Source organism: Iodobacter sp. BJB302, from assembly GCF_002735645.1.
GTDB lineage: Bacteria > Pseudomonadota > Gammaproteobacteria > Burkholderiales > Chitinibacteraceae > Iodobacter.
The window spans coordinates 24,378-38,697 of record NZ_PDZG01000046.1 but is presented as its reverse complement, the minus strand read 5'-3'; the positions used below and the strand labels follow the sequence as shown (position 1 = coordinate 38,697).

General features: G+C 49.9%; 14 protein-coding genes and 1 riboswitch. Of the genes, 8 read left to right on the top strand and 6 right to left on the bottom strand.

The window, feature by feature from the left end; all coding sequences use genetic code 11:
• Window positions 1–360: 360 nt before the first annotated feature.
• Window positions 361–1,089 carry a tetratricopeptide repeat protein gene (locus tag CSQ88_RS14795; protein ID WP_099398856.1) on the top strand — a complete coding sequence of 243 codons (729 nt, stop codon included), beginning with the start codon at window positions 361–363 and terminating at the stop codon, window positions 1,087–1,089.
• Between the two features lie 597 nt (window positions 1,090–1,686).
• Here CSQ88_RS14795 and CSQ88_RS14790 read toward each other — a convergent pair.
• The 3 genes from CSQ88_RS14790 to CSQ88_RS14780 form a co-directional block, all read right to left on the bottom strand.
• The gene (locus tag CSQ88_RS14790; RefSeq protein ID WP_099398855.1) at window positions 1,687–2,418 is read right to left on the bottom strand and encodes a DNA-3-methyladenine glycosylase I; all 732 of its coding nucleotides are present in this window, start codon (window positions 2,416–2,418) and stop codon (window positions 1,687–1,689) included.
• Between the two features lie 195 nt (window positions 2,419–2,613).
• Window positions 2,614–4,143 (bottom strand): cryptochrome/photolyase family protein, encoded by a 1,530-nt coding sequence (locus tag CSQ88_RS14785; RefSeq protein ID WP_099398854.1) that lies wholly within the window; start codon window positions 4,141–4,143, stop codon window positions 2,614–2,616.
• Entirely contained in the window at window positions 4,140–4,283 is a 144-nt protein-coding gene (locus tag CSQ88_RS14780) for a DUF2256 domain-containing protein (protein ID WP_099398853.1), read from the bottom strand. The genes CSQ88_RS14785 and CSQ88_RS14780 overlap by 4 nt, the downstream gene beginning before the upstream one ends.
• A gap of 152 nt (window positions 4,284–4,435) precedes the next feature.
• On the opposite strand from CSQ88_RS14780, the gene CSQ88_RS14775 reads away from it, so the two are divergent.
• The gene (locus CSQ88_RS14775; protein ID WP_099398852.1) at window positions 4,436–4,801 is read left to right on the top strand and encodes a hypothetical protein; all 366 of its coding nucleotides are present in this window, start codon (window positions 4,436–4,438) and stop codon (window positions 4,799–4,801) included.
• A 4-nt stretch (window positions 4,802–4,805) separates the two neighbouring features.
• A complete protein-coding gene (locus CSQ88_RS14770; protein ID WP_099398851.1) occupies window positions 4,806–5,237 on the top strand; it encodes a copper uptake system-associated protein in 432 nt (143 codons plus the stop codon).
• A 125-nt stretch (window positions 5,238–5,362) separates the two neighbouring features.
• On the opposite strand, the gene CSQ88_RS14765 is transcribed toward CSQ88_RS14770, so the two are convergent.
• The gene (locus CSQ88_RS14765; protein WP_218963107.1) at window positions 5,363–5,713 is read right to left on the bottom strand and encodes a hypothetical protein; all 351 of its coding nucleotides are present in this window, start codon (window positions 5,711–5,713) and stop codon (window positions 5,363–5,365) included.
• A gap of 235 nt (window positions 5,714–5,948) precedes the next feature.
• Between CSQ88_RS14765 and CSQ88_RS14760 the strand changes: the two genes are divergently transcribed.
• The gene (locus CSQ88_RS14760; protein WP_099398859.1) at window positions 5,949–6,821 is read left to right on the top strand and encodes a methylated-DNA--[protein]-cysteine S-methyltransferase; all 873 of its coding nucleotides are present in this window, start codon (window positions 5,949–5,951) and stop codon (window positions 6,819–6,821) included.
• Window positions 6,822–6,856: 35 nt separating this feature from the next.
• Here the strand turns inward: CSQ88_RS14760 and CSQ88_RS14755 are convergent, their stop codons facing one another.
• Window positions 6,857–7,345, bottom strand: coding sequence for a hypothetical protein (locus tag CSQ88_RS14755; protein ID WP_099398850.1), 489 nt, complete (start codon window positions 7,343–7,345; stop codon window positions 6,857–6,859).
• 614 nt (window positions 7,346–7,959) lie between these two features.
• Between CSQ88_RS14755 and CSQ88_RS14745 the strand changes: the two genes are divergently transcribed.
• Window positions 7,960–8,409, top strand: a complete 450-nt coding sequence (locus CSQ88_RS14745; protein ID WP_099398848.1) for a hypothetical protein — start codon at window positions 7,960–7,962, stop codon at window positions 8,407–8,409.
• A gap of 50 nt (window positions 8,410–8,459) precedes the next feature.
• Here CSQ88_RS14745 and CSQ88_RS14740 read toward each other — a convergent pair whose 3' ends face one another.
• Window positions 8,460–9,452: a sodium:calcium antiporter gene (locus CSQ88_RS14740; protein WP_099398847.1), complete on the bottom strand. Its 993-nt coding sequence runs from the start codon at window positions 9,450–9,452 to the stop codon at window positions 8,460–8,462.
• A gap of 4 nt (window positions 9,453–9,456) precedes the next feature.
• A riboswitch (yybP-ykoY riboswitch) is annotated at window positions 9,457–9,662 on the bottom strand.
• 292 nt (window positions 9,663–9,954) lie between these two features.
• Here CSQ88_RS14740 and CSQ88_RS14735 point away from each other — a divergent pair.
• From CSQ88_RS14735 to CSQ88_RS14725, 3 genes are all read left to right on the top strand, one after another.
• On the top strand, window positions 9,955–11,025 hold the full coding sequence (locus CSQ88_RS14735) for a 5-methyltetrahydropteroyltriglutamate--homocysteine methyltransferase (RefSeq protein ID WP_099398846.1): 1,071 nt from the start codon (window positions 9,955–9,957) through the stop codon (window positions 11,023–11,025).
• A 7-nt stretch (window positions 11,026–11,032) separates the two neighbouring features.
• On the top strand, window positions 11,033–12,553 hold the full coding sequence (locus CSQ88_RS14730) for an ATP-binding protein (RefSeq protein ID WP_099398845.1): 1,521 nt from the start codon (window positions 11,033–11,035) through the stop codon (window positions 12,551–12,553).
• Between the two features lie 199 nt (window positions 12,554–12,752).
• Window positions 12,753–13,766 (top strand): substrate-binding domain-containing protein, encoded by a 1,014-nt coding sequence (locus CSQ88_RS14725; RefSeq protein WP_099398844.1) that lies wholly within the window; start codon window positions 12,753–12,755, stop codon window positions 13,764–13,766.
• Window positions 13,767–14,320: the final 554 nt, after the last annotated feature.

The following is a 14,320-nucleotide window of genomic DNA, read 5'->3' as shown; positions in this document are numbered from 1 at the left end:
AGCGACAGCCCCTTTTGCATCTGGATTGGGTTGATTGCCATGACGACCACTCCACAAAAGAACGTTCGTTCACCTTAGGCCTTTTAAGTGGTTTGAGCAAGGAGATTGAGCAAGAGACATAATCAGGTTAAAACTTGTATGGAAAAGGATTTTAATTGTTAATTTATTTTTATTTATTTGTTAAACTTTTTTGATTTTTTATTTATTTTTAGTGTGTTTTTGTATGGTTTATTTATTAATTAAATTATTATTATTTTACTTTCATCTAATTGAAAGTGCTGTCTGAGTGTTTTTGATTTTAAATTTGTACTTGGTTTTTTAGTTGAATTTAAATTTATTAAAATATAAACGGATTTTAGTGTGAAAAATTATATTCTTATTGTTTTTTTGTCTGGATTTATTTCAACAGCAAATGCTGGTTTTGATGAAGGTTTGATGGCACATGAAGCAGGAAATTATAAACAGGCATTTGAAAGCTTTATGCCGCTCGCTAAACAAGGAGATGCTCAGGCGCAATTTAACATTGGCGTAATGTATGACGAAGGACAAGGTGTGCGGCAAGATAATACGCAGGCCAATGTTTGGTACCGAAAGGCCGCTGAGCAGGGGCATGTAGTTGGGCAAAGAATAATGGGCTTCCAATACTTTCATGGGCGAGGTGTGCCAAGGGACTATGTTCAAGCTTTTAGTTGGTATCGTAAAGCAGCCGAACAAGGTGATGCCTCTGCGCAGGGAAGCATAGGTTTAATGTATGAAGTTGGCTTGGGTGTTACCAAGGACGATATTTTGTCGGTGAAGTGGTTGCGCATGGGGGCTGAGCGGGGGGAACACTTCGCGCAATTCGCGCTTGGAAAACGATATGCGCAAGGTGAAGGTGTGCCTAAAAACAAGGTTGTCGCTTATGCTCTATTTAATCTTTTTGACTCTGATGAATTGGATGCTTTGCCCAACGGTCATAAACAGAAGTTACAAACCATGCAGGATTTGACGCGTGAGACGTACAAAGATGCAGTGCAACTAACGTCTGAAATGACTAAACCTAATAATTTAAACAAGGCGATTGCTAAATATCTTAATAAACCGAACTAATTATTTGAATAGGTGAGAGTAAATCAAAAGTCTCGTGGTCAGGTCTTACATTTTGCATCGGATAAAATTTAAAGTGGTTTGCTAAGGGGGGAGTTGATTGCTCGTGTTAAATGTAAGGCCTGACCATATAGGTTCTGTTGCAGTTAATTTAGTTGATTGTTTCTTCTATGGTGCTTTGGTCCTGTTTCTGTTGCAACTGGACAAGCGAAAATACATTGAGTAATGATGGGGTAAGTAATAGTAATAGCATTGGTATGTAATTTTGTTCTGGTTCCTGGCCGCGCCAGTGAAGCGTTAGTACTAAAGCAAGCCCCGCCGTATAGCAAAAGACGGCAATTGCATTTGTACGAAATGCAATTTTCAACTTGTCAGGCCGGGACTTAAATACTGAAATTGCAAAAACCAAAAAATAATAGGGCCAGGTCTTGCAATCCAGCAATCAAGGAAATTATTTGTGGATTGCAAAACCTGAACTCATTTTTTTGAACTTTGCTAGAGTGGTACTGAATTAGCGTATGCATAAAGTATCTGCTAGTTATGTACAGCTAGATGAAGCCAACTTAAGCAATGTAGTTTTCAAACACACCCAGCCACAACTCACCCAATCACTGCCTTAAACTTACTACTCTCCTGCTGAATTAACTGGCTTTCATAATTCACGCCCACCGAATAGGCGGCGATTTTGCCTAGGTGCGTGTAGGGCAGGGCGGTTTCCTGGTGCCAGTCATTAAATAACTGCTGGATTTTATTTAAATCACGCTTGGCGGTGGGTTGGTCGGGGATGTCTAGGCCGGCTTGCTGCAGGGCCAGTACTACATCTTGCGTTAATACAAAGGCGTCTTTGCCGATGTAGCGCAAAAACCATTGCCCGGTTTGCCCGCCCAGGCGGCTGCCGTGGGTTTTCAGAAAGGCCATTAATTCAACCTGGCGGGATGCGGGGTAGGTGTTTAGAAAACGCGCAAAGCTGCCGTGTTGCTGGCTGTATTCCCGCACAAAGCTGACGTTTTCCATCAGTGCCTGAATTCTTGGCCAATGCCGCACCACGCGCACGTCGCTGCAATAGGCTTCCCATTGCTCGGCTGAGAGCATGGCCAGCTTGTCTGTATCAAAGCCGAAAAAAGCTTCTTCAAACTGCGGCCATTTATTGCTGATGACTGTCCAGTTAAAGCCCGCCTGATTAATGGCTTTGCACATCATGGCAAGGATGCGGTGATCGGGCAGGGCTAAAAATTGTGCTTCGCTTGCGACTGGCGGCAGCAGGTCTTGTAAAGTCTGCTCGCCCCCTTTGCGTGCGATGGCGCGGGCTTGGATTTCTGCAAATTTTTGCATTTTTATCTCGCTGGTTTGATTGGGCTGCCATGCAAATGATTAAAGTATTTATGGTGCTTGAAGGTGCTCATTTTTACCCCGAATAGCCATGGTTTATTTGCAGAAATCTCTTTCTGCTATCTGCTTATCTGTTTAGTTTTAAATGAGCCGATGGGCTTTTATTTGCACTAAAAATGGCTGCCCTTAATTAAAAAGCTACAGGTGATCAATATTCGTTAAGTAGTGCTCTGCCTGCAATAATGTGGCGCTTTGTTCGCTTTCTGGCATTTTTTTCCATGTTTGGTAAGTCATGCCAAGGCGGGGGTTTTTTTGCAGGGTGGCGCTGTGGCGGTGGTGAAAATGCCAGTACAGGCTGTTAAACGGGCAGGCGCCTTCGCCGTGTCTTTGCGTGTGCTGATAGCTGCAGCCTTTGCAATAGTCGCTCATTTTATGGATATAGCTGGCGGAGCTGGTATAGGGCTTGCTGCCCAGCAGGCCGCCATCGGCGTATTGACTCATGCCGCGGGTGTTGGGTAGCTCTACCCATTCAAAGGCATCCACATAGATACCCAAATACCATGCATCGACTTCATCCGGGGCAATGCCTGCCAGCAGGGCAAAGTTGCCGGTAAGCATTAGGCGCTGAATATGGTGGGCGTAGCCCAAGGCCAGCGATTGATCAATCGCGTGCTTTAAGCAGCTCATTTTGGTTTGCCCACTCCAAAACCAGCGCGGCAGGGGGCGCTGGTGGTTCAGAGCGTTGAGCGTGGCATAGCCCGGCATCCTTGCCCAATACACGGCGCGGACAAATTCCCGCCAGCCTAGTATCTGGCGGATAAAACCTTCCGCGGTGGAAAGGGAGACGCGCCCGGCTTTCAGCTCTTTTTCTGCTGCCTGGATTACTTCCATGGGGTGCAGCAGTTTTAAATTCAGTGCAAATGAAATCCCTGCATGAAATAAAGTGGGCGATGCGCTGCTCATGGCATCCTGATACGCGCCAAAGTTGGGCAGGGCAGTTTCAATAAATGCGGCCAGCGTTTGCCTGGCCTGGCTGCGGCTAACTGGCCAGGCAAAATCAGCGGCCTGCGGTGCGCCCAGAGTTTTGATCCGGGCCTGGCTGATTTCGTCCCACAGGGCGGTGAGATCATTGTGGTGGTTTAGCCAGGGGCTTGCTGTAGGCTGGCCGTTCCAGCGTTTACGGTTGTCCTGATCGTAATTCCATTGCCCGCCCAGTGGCTGGCCATTGACATCCAGTAAAATTTGATATTGCTTACGCAGCGCGCGGTAGAAGTACTCCATGCGCGGGACTTTTTGTGCAAACTGCTGGCTGATGCTGGCACGGTCTTGCAGAAAGTGCTCGCTATCTACCACTGTAACGGGAATGCCAAAATCAGTGCTTTGAAACGCGCTTTCCAGGCGGTATTCATCGGCCTGCTGGCGCTCTAACTGGCTGATTTGCCCGGCTTTAATCAGGGCATGCAGATTATCAATAAAATTTTGCTGATTATCCTGATCGCCAATCTTGATATAGCGCACGCGGCAGCCTGCCTTTTGCAGGGCTTGGGCAAAGCCGCGCATGGCGGCAAAAATGCCCAGTACTTTTTGGGCGTGATGCCAGGCGTAATCGGTTTCGCTGCGCAGCTCCATCAGCACATAAGTCAGATCAGTTCTGGCCAGCTCGCTTTCGCTAAACCAGCTGTGCCTGATATTGAGCTGATCGCCCAGAATTAGCCTTAAGGTGCTCATCGTGGCTCTTTTTGATTGGCGCAGCGCACGCTGCAGTATTTGACGGCTTCCCAATTTCTCTGCCATTTTTTGCGCCACACAAAGGGGCGCTGGCAAACCGGGCATATTTTCTGGGGCAGGGTAAGTTTATGGTGTGCCATGTTGCGTAATCAGAAATGGGCTAAAGCAGATTAGATTAATCGGGCGATGTAATGCTAGTTTACTTACTGTTGTTTGTAATTTGTAAGTGCTGGATAGAAAAGTGGGCAGATTACATTGGTGATGAATTTGTAAAGGTTTTTTGGGAATTGAAATGATAAAAAAATGGATTGTGGTCGTTTTATTTATTTTACCCGCCATAGTGCTTGCGGGGGGTGACGTGATTGCTGAGCGCAGTATTTTAAAAAAATGGGGGCTTAGTTATTGTCTGAGCAAAAACGACCAATTAAATGATCAGGGCAGCCTGGCAATGGGCGGGTATTTTCAGCTGGGTGCTTATGATAATGAAGCGGCTTATGCAAAAGTGCGTGCTTATTTTGACCGGCATTTAAAGCAGGAAACGCTTGTTGCTCAGCAAACAGGGCAAAAATTGGTGCTGATGTCGTGCCTGGATGCGTATGAACGCCCGGAATATGACCGGCTGATCAGCAAGCAGGATAAGTATTTAACATTGCACTGATTAGATGGTTTTGCTGCTTTTTATGTTTTTAATCGCCAATATTGGCCTGTGTTTAATTAAAGGGGATGGGGATGAAAAAGATATTAGCCGGGCTGCTTTTAATTCATTTTACGGCTTTCGCATGGGCGGATGGATCGCCGGCTGGCTGCAAGGCGATAAAGGCGGCCGCGCTTTACTTAAAAAGAATCCTCATGGCTGGCAAACGCAGCTGTGTGCAGGGGAGGTGAACGCCACTCTGCTGCAGCAGGCCGGTGTGCCTGCAGGAACAGCGAAGCAGCTGCTTGATCAGCAGATTACGGCTGAAAAAGGCTTATCCCGTGCGGATGTTTCATTGCTTTCGTCTTTTGTGGGCGTGGTCAGAATGGATGCTGTGCACGGCCATCAGCCACATGGCCAGCAGGCCGATGCATCAGCGGTGGCGCATCACGCGCACTAAGTGCTTTGGGGCTGGCGCTGAATAAAATGCCCTTCCCCACAGGGGCGTATCTCAGGGGAGGGGGGCAAAAATTGGATTCCTGCCCGGAATGATTGAACAGGGCAGGTTTATTGCCACTGCTCAGGCTAATCAACGCACAGCCCTGGCCCGATATTGCCATTTTTGACTTCTGCATAGCAGCCAAAGGGCAGGGTATTGGCCTGGCAATGGCCTGTTTGCTTGCCGTCTTCTGCTTGGGGCGTGCCCAGCTCTGCCAGGCATTTTCCCTGGCAATCTGTGCTGTCGCGGCATGTTTTTCCGGCGTCAGGGTAAGGTTTCACACAGTAGCTGTGCCCCATGATGCCGCCTTGTTTGATTTCTCCACCTTCCAGTGCACAGCTTTGGGCCTTTGATGGCGGCGCTTTACTGGCGGGGGGCGTGGCTGTTGTGCAGGCGCTCAGCAGCAGGGCGATAAGGGCGAGTTTTAGAGTTTGCATATGCGGGCTTTTTTTAATCGTTTGGCCAAATTGGCTGCATTGTAGTGCGGTTTATTGCTGCGGGCTCTTTGAACATAGCAAGATTCGGGTCGCGGCAGTGGGTTTTAATCCCCATACTCTGTTTATGCCTTATATAAAGCAGCGTTTATTGCCGCAGCGGGGCTGCTGAATGCCTGTGACGCAGGGTGTGTAAATCAGGGCTGTGCAGGCCGTAATGCATTGGGATGGGATTGAAATGACGGACTACGAGCGTATTGAAAAAGCGATTTATTTTATTTCTGCCCATTTGCACAGTCAGCCAGGGCTGGATGAGATTGCCGCCCACTTACATTTAAGCCCCTTTCATTTTCAGCGCATGTTTTGCCGCTGGGCAGGGGTAACGCCCAAACGGTTTTTGCAGGTGCTGACCTTAGAGCGGGCCAAGCAATTATTGCGTGAATCAAAATCTTTGCTGGAGGTGTCTGATTCACTGGGATTAAGCAGTGGCTCGCGTTTGTATGATCATTTTGTGCAGCTGGAGGCCGTTACGCCGGGGGAGTACAAAATAGGCGGAGCCGGTTTGTCGATTGCTTACGCCGTGCATAACACGCCATTTGGCCCCGCGTTTATTGCCATTACGCCTAGAGGGATTTGTAAATTTTCCTTCTTGCAGGGCGAAGCAATTGACGAGCATCTGGCTGATCTATGCAAAAAATGGCCCTATGCCGTGGTGCATGAAGAGCGGCAGGCTACGCTTGAAGTATTAGATGGAATGTTTGGCGGGGCACAAAAACCAGATCGGCCTGTTTCTTTGCATGTGACGGGGACAAATTTTCAGGTCAGTGTTTGGAAAGCCTTGCTGCAGATTCCGCCCGCGGCCGTGGTGAGTTATTCCCAAGTTGCGAATGCGATCGGCAGCCCCAGTGCGGCGCGGGCGGTGGGTACGGCGATAGGTTCAAACCCTGTTGCATTCTTCATCCCCTGCCATCGTGTTATTCAGCAGGGCGGTAAGCTGGGGGGCTATCACTGGGGGGAGGCGCGTAAACATGCGATTCACGCATGGGAGTCGGCCAGATACGGGGGATTCGCGCCAGAAGAGGCGGCTCAGGCAGAGCACAGCCTCTTTTAGGCGCTGGAGCATGGCAGGCCATGCTCCTTATCTGCTTACAAGCAGCTTGGCGCGGCACTCAGTTCAAGTGTGTTGCACAGCGCTAAAAAGCGCTCCAGCTTATTGCTGCGAATCAGCACGATTTGCAGCTCATCATTCAGCGGCTTGCTGAAGTTCACCAGCGTGTAGGCCGGGGCCAGCTCTTTCTGGATCAGGGCAAGGGCGTCGGCATTGCTCAGGTCTTTCAGTGCGGCGGCCGCTAAATCCAGCTCACCCTCACCAAAAGCATCTTCAATTTGTGCGTAGAGCGCATCGGCTTGTTTGCCGCGGAAAATCAGGCCGTCTTCCAGCTGCTCGATCATGACCCATTCCCAAAGCGGAATCGCAAAATGGGCCTGGTAAGCGCTTTCTTTATCGTTTGCCAGATAGGCATCTGCATCTTTTTCGGCTTTAAGCACTTCTGCGCTCATGGCCATGATGTCGTTTTGCTCCAGGCCGCCATCGGCGATCAGGTCAAAAAATTCGGTGATATGGGTTTGATTCATTGGGTAATCCTGATTAGGGCCTCATTACAAACGACAAATTCCTGCAAGGCGGCATGCCGCATTCAAACATCACTGCACCAATTCACTGTGCAGTGGCGGTCTTGCCCGCACTTTTTTTGCATAGAAACGCATCGCTGTTGAGCGGCCCATTAATAAATGCCTTCGGCGCTACAACAGCGCCGAAGGGCAGATGATAAAGGGATTTTAGTTTTAGTGCCTTGCTCTTTATTCGCTTGCTTAAAAATGACATGCTTTTGCATCAGAAAGGCCCGGGTAATATTGCCAATTTATGACGAAATTTTATGGCAGAGGCGTGCCTTAAAACAGCTGCAGGCTGTGCAAGAAAGGTTTTAGTCAGCAAATATCCGGCCACTTCCGGGTAAAGTGCTGTATTTGAAAATGGCATAAAAGCACGGGATGGGCAGGCTATGTTTTGCTGAATAGCTTCTGGCAGGCATTTAGCTTTTGATGGGCTGTAAGTTTTTGGCGGGCTTGTTTGTGCGGGGTTTTTTCTTAATCCAATGGTTAGACCTATCTTGACAGTGCTAAATCATGCTGAAACACTGCTGGCGAATGCAGTAAGACTGCCTGGTAAAAATAGAAAGGAGTTCACCATGAAAAAAGTAAAAGGTTTGCTGATTGCCGCCTCTGTAGCCGCGATGTTGTCTGCTTGTTATATCGTGCCTATTCAGCCTGCAACTGCTGGTGCAGGCTCGTCGCCCCGTCAGCCTGTGCCTGTTGCAATGGCAGAAGTGGTCGCTCCACGCCCTGTATATACCGCAAGGCTTTATCCTACCAATGAGGCGGCAGCGCTGATTGGCCGGATCAACGGCACAATCAGTAATCCTGAAAAAGGCCATGGCGAATTTGCTTTTAACGCAGGCAAAGAAGCCTATGCAGGCGAAGCCACCCGTGCCCCTGGTTCATCCAAAGGCAATGCAAATGCGGTGGGCAATAAAGGCGGCTACGCCAAGTGTGATTACAGCATGAGCAGCGCAGAGCTGGGTGCAGGTACTTGTACCTTCTCTAATGGCGCACGCTTCGATTTACATATCTCGCTTTAAGCAGTCTGCCCATCGGTGAATTTATCTGCGCCGGTGGGCATTGTTCTGTTTCAGATAGCCCAGCCTAAGTAGAGCGCAAATCCTGCGTAAAGAAAGCCAATGCAGCTTAATTGCTTGCCTGTGACTTTGCCGCGCCTGAACATCAAATACAGCAGAATAATTGCCACTGTGGTGATGATGCCAGATGCGAGCAGCGGGCCGTCAAACAGCCATGGCGTGAAGAAAATACCCAGCGCACTGGGGATGGTGGCCTGAATCATCATCGCGCCCGATATATTGGCCAGCGCCAAACGCTCTTTGCCTTGCCGCACCCAAATCAGGGTGTTCATGATTTCTGGTAATTCAGTGGCGACTGGGCTGAGTAAGAGAGCCACCAGGTGCGGAGCGAGGCCCAGCATCACGCCTAAGTTTTCGAGCTGGGATACAAAAATATGCGAGGCAAGGGCAATTACCGCGAGGGCTAAGCCCACTTGCAAAGCAGCCCAGCGCCAGTTATCGCTGCCCGGGCGCAGCTTTAATGGCTCTAGTTCTTCTTCCCTAGGGGCTGTTTCAGCGGTGTTGATTTCCCGCCAGACATACACAGCATAAGCCAACAAAAACAGCAGGCCCAGATAGGGCTTAAATGCAAATGCGATTAAGCCGAGCGCAACTTTAAATATAAAAATGGCTAAAAATGCCAGCTGATCCTGGCTAAGCCGTGCCTGATCGACCTTGACTAAATAATTGGTGCGGGCCAGGCGCTGATGATTGCGCCAGAGCGCTAAGCCCACCACGGCATAGGCAATCGTTGCCAGAACCAAAGGGCCGCCCATGGCTGCGCCCACGCCAATGTCTTTGTGCGCGGGCGTTGTGCCAAAGACCACCGCCGTAAAAGTAACCGCGCTTTCGGGGAGCGCCGTGCCAAAAGCCGCCAGCACCGAGCCCACCGCAGTGGCCCCCAGCTTCATATGCCGGCCACACCATTCAATGGCGTTGACGAAATAATCACAGGCTAAATAGATGGCAATGGCGGAGCAGAAAAACAGCAACAGGGTGAGCAACATGCAAAATCACAATGCCGGGCAAGCAGTTTAAACCAATGGCGCTTCGATACGGCTTGCCCGGCAGGCAAACGGATCGAGGCCAAAGGTCTCGCTGAATTATCCGCCATACCGGCTGATGATCAATGACGCCATGCAGCAAGAGGCCGCAAGTTTGTTGACGCCACCTCCTTCGCTTTGCGCGAAGGATAGCTACTCCCCAATGACAGGAGGGGGCAGTCTGGCAGATGTGGTGCAGGTGGGCAAAGTGCATGTTACCGCTTGCATGTGGGTTTAATGGCTGGTAACAGAAGCTTGCCTGGCGCTGCAAAAGTGACTGTAGTGCATGCATCAGATCTTGCTGACTTTAGTCTGACCATCTATGGGGTTTGTATTGCGTAATTGGAATGTTTTTCTCTGGTATTTAATGTCAATGTATTTTGTTGTGTGAAATTATTGGGAAAGAATTATGCAAGTAGTTGTATCTCACTTAAACTAAAGGACGCTTATTCGGGGGAGTTGTTTCATGAGTATCAAAACTGAATCTATCGGCAGTATTCCGCGGTCTGCAAAATTGCAGCGCGCATTGTCTTTGTTTGATCAGGGTGAGCTAAGCGCAGCCGGGCTGGAGATCTTTTATGATGAAGCGGTTAAAGACACCGTTCTGAATCTGGAGGCAGTTGGTTCGTCTGTGCTCGGGGATGGCGAGCAGCGTAAAACCCACAGCTTTGCCACCTATGGGGTAGAGGGAAATGAAAATATGGCCGCCGATGGCCTGTGTATTCCTTTTCATGACGGGCATATCCGCCAGCTGCCACGCTTAACCCGTGGGCCATTCCGGTTTGCACGCTTTGCACATGAAACAATTGGCCTCGCGCGCCGGTATACGCAAAAGCCCTTTAAGCAGGCCATTATCTCGGCTTCTGCCTTAAGCTTGCTTTACCCTGCACAGGGCATTGCCGATTATCCCCGTGATGAATTTGTGGCCGATTTACTGGATGAGCAGGAAAAAGAAATTCGCGGCTGCTTTGCCCAAGGGGCAAGCAAAGTGCAGCTCGATTTTACCGAGGGGCGGCTCTCGGTAAAACTGGATCCAAGCGGGCAGATTTTACGCAGCTTTATTGATATTAATAATATGCTGCTGGATCGGTTCAGCCCTGAAGAGCGGCAAAAAATTGGCATCCATACCTGCGCCGGCAGCGATCATGATTCCACCCACAGCGCTGATGTGGATTACGCCGAATTACTCCCCAGCCTGTTTGAAATAAGGGCAGGGTGTTTTTATATTGCCCTGGCCTGCGAGAAAGACCCGGAAAGGGTGCTGAAAATTATTCAGCAATACCGTAAGCCTGATCAGGTGATTTTTGTGGGGGTGATCGACGTGATTAATCCGCAGGTTGAAACTGCCGAGACTGTTTGCGAAAGGGTATTGCAAGCCGCGCGTTATATCCCGCATCCCTATCTGGCCACCACCGATGATTGTGGCTTTTCACCTTTTTGTGATGACACCAGCACCAGCCGCGAAACCGCTTTCGCTAAAATTGCGGCCCGTATTGAAGGTACTGCGCTTGCGGCGCGGCAGTTAGGCTACGCCTGAGCCCATCGTGATTTTGCATAGCTACTCTTTGTTTGATCAGGCCGGCACTTTGCAGGATTGGAATGCTGTTTTTGCTGAAGAATTTGCCGCGGCAAAATTGCAGCCGGGCATGAGCATCGATGCGATTCTGACAGAGTGCCAGGCTGCGGTTTTATCCTGTGATGCAGGCCCGTTTTATTATTCCAATGCGGCGTTTTCAGCTGAAGGCGATGTGCAGCTGACGAGCAAAGGGCTGTTTGTGCGCATGGCCCAATTAAGCCGGGTGCTGGTGGCAGATCATGCCAGCCTGCTGCGCTCGGCCGCGATGCAAATGTCGAATACCATTGTGGCCGAAAAAGCCAGCCAGGAGGACGCTTTGCGGCGGGCTAAAGCAGAGGCCGACGCGGCAAATCAAGCAAAAAGTCAGTTTCTGGCCACCATGAGCCATGAAATTCGTACCCCGCTCAATGGTATTTTGGGCATGGCGCAGCTGCTTTTACTGGATGATCTGGAGAAAGAAGAGCGGCTGAGTTACGCGCAAATTATTTTGAAATCAGGCCAGAGCTTATTAACGCTGCTTAACGATATTCTGGATTTATCCAAAGTAGAGGCGGGTAAATTTGAGCTGAACAGTGTGGTGTTTGAGCCGGAAAAGCTCTTAGACGATGCGCTTTCCTTGTTTGCTTATAGCCTGATGCAAAAAAATATCAGCGTACGCCGCAACTGGCTTCAGGCCGCAGACAGGCCACGCTATCTGGGCGATGCACTACGTTTACGGCAGATGTTGGCTAATTTGCTGGGTAATGCCGTGAAATTTACAGAATCCGGCACGGTGATGGTGGAGGCGTATGAAAGCCAGCGTGATGGCGATCATGCAATGCTGATGTTCAGGGTGTCTGATTCGGGTATTGGTATCAGCCCGGAGCAGCAACTGGCGTTATTTCTGCCTTTCTCTCAGGTTGATAATAGCAATACCCGTAAATACAGCGGCAGCGGCTTGGGGCTGTCTATTGTGCGTGAACTGGCCCGCCTGATGGAGGGCGAGGTTGGCGTAGAGAGTGAGCCGGGTAAGGGCTCCTGCTTCTGGTTTTGTGTTCGGGTAGCGCTGGATTTTTCTGAGCCAGCCGCTTTGCCCTCCAGTGTGGTATACGAAAGCCCTGCAGCAAAATGCACCTTGCCTATTCTGGTGGTGGACGATAATCCGCTCAATTTGACCGTGATAAAAACAATTTTATCCAAGCTGGGCTTCGCTCTGGAGCTGGCTCAGGATGGCCGCGAAGCGATCCGGAAATTTAGCGATGGCATAAAGCCTGCCCTGATTTTTATGGATTGCCAGATGCCCGATATTGATGGCTTTGAAGCAACCCGGCAGATCAGGCAGATAGAAATCGCGGCGCATCGCCCCCGCATCCCCATTATTGCTTTAAGCGCAGGCGTATTTGAGCAGGATCGCCAGCAATGCCTTGATGCGGGCATGGATGATTTTCTTGCCAAACCCATTCATATCGATGCCCTGCAAGCCATGCTAAAAAAATGGCTGGCTGCCTGAATATCACTTGGTTTTACTTGCCTGTGAAAGCTTAGCCAGTGGGGTATTTATCTGAACATGACCCCACCCTGGTTTTGTAAGGTGGATGCTTACTGTTTGCAACCATGCGGCAATATGACTTTGTTTGCGCTTTGAATTATGGCGTAACCGGCGGGCAGCGTGGTATAAGCTAAATGATCAAAATCTTACAGAAAACATAATGAATTTGCGGGAATTGGCTCTGCTGTTGAATTTATCGCCAACGACGGTAAGCCGTGCCTTAAATGGCTTTTCTGATGTCAGCGAAAAAACGCGGCTAAAAGTAGCCGCAGCGGCAGAGCGCCATGGCTATCGCCCCAACAGCACCGCCCGAAAACTGGCGCTGGGCCGCACAGATTGCGTGGGCATGATTTATCCGCTGCAACCCAATGATTTAAATGATCCCGTTTTTCATGCCATCGTCGGCGGGATGACCGATCAGTTTAATGATGCCGGCATCGATCTGATGCTGATTTCGGCAGACAATCACAATGAGCTGCAAACCTATCAGCGCATTACCGCCGGGCACCGGGTAGACGGGCTGATTGTGGCGCGTACCTGCGTGTTTGATGAGCGTTTACGCTATTTGCAATCGTGTCAGTTTCCTTTTGTAGCGCACGGCCGCTCGCAAATGGATGCGCCTTATCCCTGGTTTGATTACGATAACGAAGCCGGTACACGGGCAGCTGTAGAGCGCCTGCTGGCCTTGGGGCATAAGCGAATTGCCCTGATTTCTGCCCCCCTGGCGCTTAATTTTGCCATGCAGCGCAAACAAGGATTTGTAGCGGCGATGCAGGCAGCAGGGGTGACGGTGGAATCCAGTTTATTGCAAGAAGGCGCGCTGACAGCGCAAATGGGCGAGGCTTTAATGCACCGCCTGCTAAAACTCAGCCAGCGCCCGACGGCGGTGATTGTTGATAACAATTTGGCCGCTATGGGCGTGCTGGCCGCACTCAGGCAGGCCGAGCTGAGGGCGGGTACGGATATTTCGCTGATTGTATTTGGTGGCGTAGCAACAGAGCTGGCCATGGGGCAAAACATTACCGCCATCCGCCAGCCCGACCCGCGCGAAGCGGGCATCACCCTGGCCTTGCTGATGCTAGCAAGGCTGAGAGGGGAAGACCCCGCATCCTTACAAGTGCTCTGGCCAACGCTATTGCAGCCGGGTACGAGTGATCAGGCTTGTTTGGTTTAACGCTGCCGTAGCCTAAATTTTAAAAAAACCATGTGGTTTTTTAGGGAATTGCGCCCTGTTTCTGCCCGATTTGTAATGCATAACCCGTTTTATTGTCTGCCCGTCTCTTTTGTAAGGAGGCGGGCATTTTTATTGCTCTGAGCTAGGGTCTGTTGACGTTTCATTCACGGCTGCGTTTGGCCCAGTTTTGGGGCTGAACAAGGAGAAAATTGCGACATGGTACGAGTACCATGAGCGATTTTTAACGCAGTTCCGCCCCAAAAATGGGCTAAACCCGAAGGGCTGAGCCGGAAAATGGCCATTCACTGCGTTATGCACCTCGACAATAAGCAGTTATTGCCTTCGCCCTCATGCCTTGTGCCTGGCCGTTTTCCGGCTCAGCGCAATTGTGAATGAAACGTCAACAGACCCTAAGGCTGCGGCGTAAATAAATAGCCGTTTTAATGATGTGTGAATACTGTAAATAAGGTTATCAATGTAGTTTACAGTATGTAGTGCCCTGGATTAACTTACGAAAAATCAAATCCAAACCGCTTTGGAAAATGTTGTTTGGT

Bases quoted from the DNA above. Each gene is read 5' to 3' on its own strand.
- CSQ88_RS14765 (WP_218963107.1), bottom strand. From the start codon at position 5,713: ATGCAAACTCTAAAACTCGCCCTTATCGCCCTGCTGCTGAGCGCCTGC.
- CSQ88_RS14780 (WP_099398853.1), bottom strand. From the start codon at position 4,283: ATGGCACACCATAAACTTACCCTGCCCCAGAAAATATGCCCGGTTTGC.
- CSQ88_RS14785 (WP_099398854.1), bottom strand. From the start codon at position 4,143: ATGAGCACCTTAAGGCTAATTCTGGGCGATCAGCTCAATATCAGGCAC.
- CSQ88_RS14735 (WP_099398846.1), top strand. From the start codon at position 9,955: ATGAGTATCAAAACTGAATCTATCGGCAGTATTCCGCGGTCTGCAAAA.
- CSQ88_RS14755 (WP_099398850.1), bottom strand. From the start codon at position 7,345: ATGAATCAAACCCATATCACCGAATTTTTTGACCTGATCGCCGATGGC.
- CSQ88_RS14740 (WP_099398847.1), bottom strand. From the start codon at position 9,452: ATGTTGCTCACCCTGTTGCTGTTTTTCTGCTCCGCCATTGCCATCTAT.
- CSQ88_RS14770 (WP_099398851.1), top strand. From the start codon at position 4,806: ATGGTTTTGCTGCTTTTTATGTTTTTAATCGCCAATATTGGCCTGTGT.
- CSQ88_RS14725 (WP_099398844.1), top strand. From the start codon at position 12,753: ATGAATTTGCGGGAATTGGCTCTGCTGTTGAATTTATCGCCAACGACG.
- CSQ88_RS14775 (WP_099398852.1), top strand. From the start codon at position 4,436: ATGATAAAAAAATGGATTGTGGTCGTTTTATTTATTTTACCCGCCATA.
- CSQ88_RS14745 (WP_099398848.1), top strand. From the start codon at position 7,960: ATGAAAAAAGTAAAAGGTTTGCTGATTGCCGCCTCTGTAGCCGCGATG.
- CSQ88_RS14760 (WP_099398859.1), top strand. From the start codon at position 5,949: ATGACGGACTACGAGCGTATTGAAAAAGCGATTTATTTTATTTCTGCC.
- CSQ88_RS14790 (WP_099398855.1), bottom strand. From the start codon at position 2,418: ATGCAAAAATTTGCAGAAATCCAAGCCCGCGCCATCGCACGCAAAGGG.